Genomic DNA, 3,037 nt, shown 5'->3' on the forward strand with positions numbered 1-3,037 from the left:
GGCCAAGTATCGCTGTAGATACCATGTGCTCCTCGTCACTGACATCAATTCATATGGCCTGTCATGGACTACAGCATGGAGAATGCGAACTGGCAGTAGCAGGAGGGGTCAACGTCTCCATCCATCCTAACAAATACCTATTGTTGGGACAGGGAAGTTTTGCATCAAGCAATGGGAGATGTGAAAGCTTCGGACAGGGAGACGGATATGTACCGGGAGAAGGAGTCGGGGCTTTGCTGCTCAAGCCATTAGCCAAAGCCATAGCAGACGGAGACCGGATATATGGAGTTATCAAAGGAACTGCAGTGAACCACGGGGGAAAAACCAACGGCTATACCGTACCTAACCCCAACGCACAGGCCCGTGTGATTGGTCAGGCAATTAAGGAGGCAGGAATCAACCCCAGAACCATCAGCTATATAGAAGCCCATGGAACAGGAACTCCACTGGGAGACCCGATTGAAATTGCAGGCTTACAGAAGGCCTTCCGGAAATATACCGGCGATAAGCAGTTCTGTTCAATCGGGTCGGCGAAGTCTAATATCGGGCATTGTGAGAGTGCTGCTGGTATCGCCGCGGTGACAAAGGTGCTTTTGCAGTTGAAATATAAACAAATCGTGCCTTCGCTGCATGCAAGTACCTTAAATCCCAATATCGACTTCAGCGATAGTCCCTTTAAAGTTCAGCAGGGGTTAGAAGAGTGGAAAAGACCAGTAGTTGCTATCAACGGTGAAACCAGAGAATACCCAAGGGCAGCAGGAGTATCGGCCTTTGGTGCTGGGGGCTCTAACGCTCATGTGGTTATCGAAGAATATATTCCAGAAGAAGCTAGTCAGCAGCAAGCTGCGCCTGTATCCCTGAATCCTGTCATAGTCGTGTTGTCGGCCAAAAATAAGGAAAGGCTGGACGAGCAGGTGCAAAGATTGCTGTCTGCAATCAGAGAGCTGAATGACCCGCATACAAGTCTCTCAGATATCGCCTACACGCTGCAAATCGGGCGAGATGCGATGGACGAACGTCTGGCGATCATTGCAAAATCCATCCAAGAGCTTGACTGGAAATTGGAAGGCTTCCTACAAAAAAAAGAAGGCGTAGAAGAACTGTATAGAGGACAGGTAAAGCGTAATAGAGGAGGGCTTGTCACTCAGGAAGTCGATGAAGATATGGCTAAAATGATTGATGCATGGGTGGACAAAGGGAAGTATGGAAAGCTCGCTGAACTTTGGGTTACGGGACTGATTTTGGATTGGAACAAGCTTTATGAGGATGTGAAGCCTCGCAGGATGAGTCTGCCAACCTATCCTTTTGCCAGAGAAAGCTATTGGATACCCGTACATGAGGAAAAGAGCGCCGCAATAACAGAAGCCGCTTCGTCCCAATCATCCTTTTTGACACCTTTACTGCATCAGAACACTTCAGACTTTCTGGAGCAGCGGTTCAGTTCAACGTTTACAGGCGAGGAATTTTTCCTCAAGGATCATGTTGTGAAAGGCCAAAAGGTTCTGCCTGGCGTAGCCTATCTTGAGATGGTACGGGCGGCTGTAGAACGTTCCACAGGAGATATGGACAACAGCACAACAGGAATCCGTTTGAAAAATGTAAACTGGATTCGGCCCATTGTGGTGGACAACCAGCCAGTTCCTGTACACACCAGGCTATCCCTGGAAGACACCGGAAAAATCAGCTTTGAAGTGTATAGCGGGCAAGCAGGAAGCGAAAGAGGGCATACCGTGCATAGCCAAGGTGATGCGGTGCAGGTTTGCGTAGAGCAAAAACCGACACTAAACCTTAAGGCGTTACAGGCAGATTTTGGTCAACACAGGTTTAACGGATCGCAATGTTACGAAATCTTCGAGGAAATGGGAATGGATTATGGCCCGGCATACAGATGTGTGGAGAAGGTATATACACATCCGGGCAGGGTGCTAGCCAAGCTGGCATTGCCTTCCTTTATTTCTAATATGACGAACAGCTTGGTCCTTCACCCCAGCTTGCTGGATTCGGCCTTGCATGCATCGATCGGGCTAATCATGGGCCAAGAGAACGGAGGGCTACCGGGTAGCGCTGTACCAGCTACGCCTCACATGCCGTTTGCCCTCCAAGAGTTTGAGATTTATGGGGCATGCACCCCGACCATGTGGTCGTTGATTCAATACAGCGAGGGCAGCAAGAAAGAAGACAAGGTACAGAAGCTTAATATTGACTTGTGTGATGAGGAAGGAACTATTTGCGTCAGAATAACAGGATTATCCACCCGGGCGCTGGAAGGAGAAGTCGGCATTGAAAATGCACAAGGCGCAGCGGCAGGAGAAAGTGCCGCCGACCCGCTTGTAGGATCCGTAATGCTCATCCCGAAATGGGACCCTGCTGCTGTAAAAAAAGATGTCGTTTCCCCGTCACCGACAGACCGATTGGTCATTGCAGGTGGTACTGACAAAGACAGACAGGCCATCCGGGAGTATTATCCTAGGGCGCATTTCTTGGAGCTTCAAGCGCACGATTGCATTGAAACAGTTGCCTCAAAGGTAGAAGAATATGGAGCCGTTGACCATATTCTGTGGATTGCACCCTGTGCTTTCGTCGAATCGGTGACTGCCGAGTCCTTGATCAAGGAACAGGAGCAGGGAGTCCTTCTCTTCTTTAGAATGGTCAAAGCGATGCTTTTATTGGGATACGGGACGAAAAAGCTAGGCTGGACAACGATAACCAATCAAGCTCAGCCGATGGATCAGAACGATACAGTCAACCCGACTCACGCAAGTCTTCATGGGCTGGTAGGCACCATGGCCAAAGAATATCCGAACTGGAAAATCCGTATCCTTGACCTGCAATCCGATGATGACTGGCCGCTATCGGATATGTTTACGCTGCCTTCGGACCGACAAGGACGGATGTGGGTTTACAGAAATGGGCAGTGGTACCGGCAGCACTTGGTCCCATTCAAACAGACTTCAGGTTTAAAAGGACAGACGCTATACAAAACCGGAGGCGTCTATGTGGTCATCGGGGGTGCCGGCACTATCGGAGAGGCTTGGAG

The 3,037-nt window shown here is 49.6% G+C and carries 1 protein-coding gene; it reads left to right on the forward strand.

What is annotated here, in order from left to right; translation table 11 throughout:
- On the forward strand, window positions 1-3,037 hold a 3,037-nt coding region (locus GRP75_RS22980; protein WP_160790466.1), incomplete at both ends, for a type I polyketide synthase.

Origin of the sequence: Paenibacillus sp. OT2-17 (genome assembly GCF_009827695.1) — a bacterium.
Taxonomy (GTDB): domain Bacteria; phylum Bacillota; class Bacilli; order Paenibacillales; family Paenibacillaceae; genus Paenibacillus; species Paenibacillus polymyxa_B.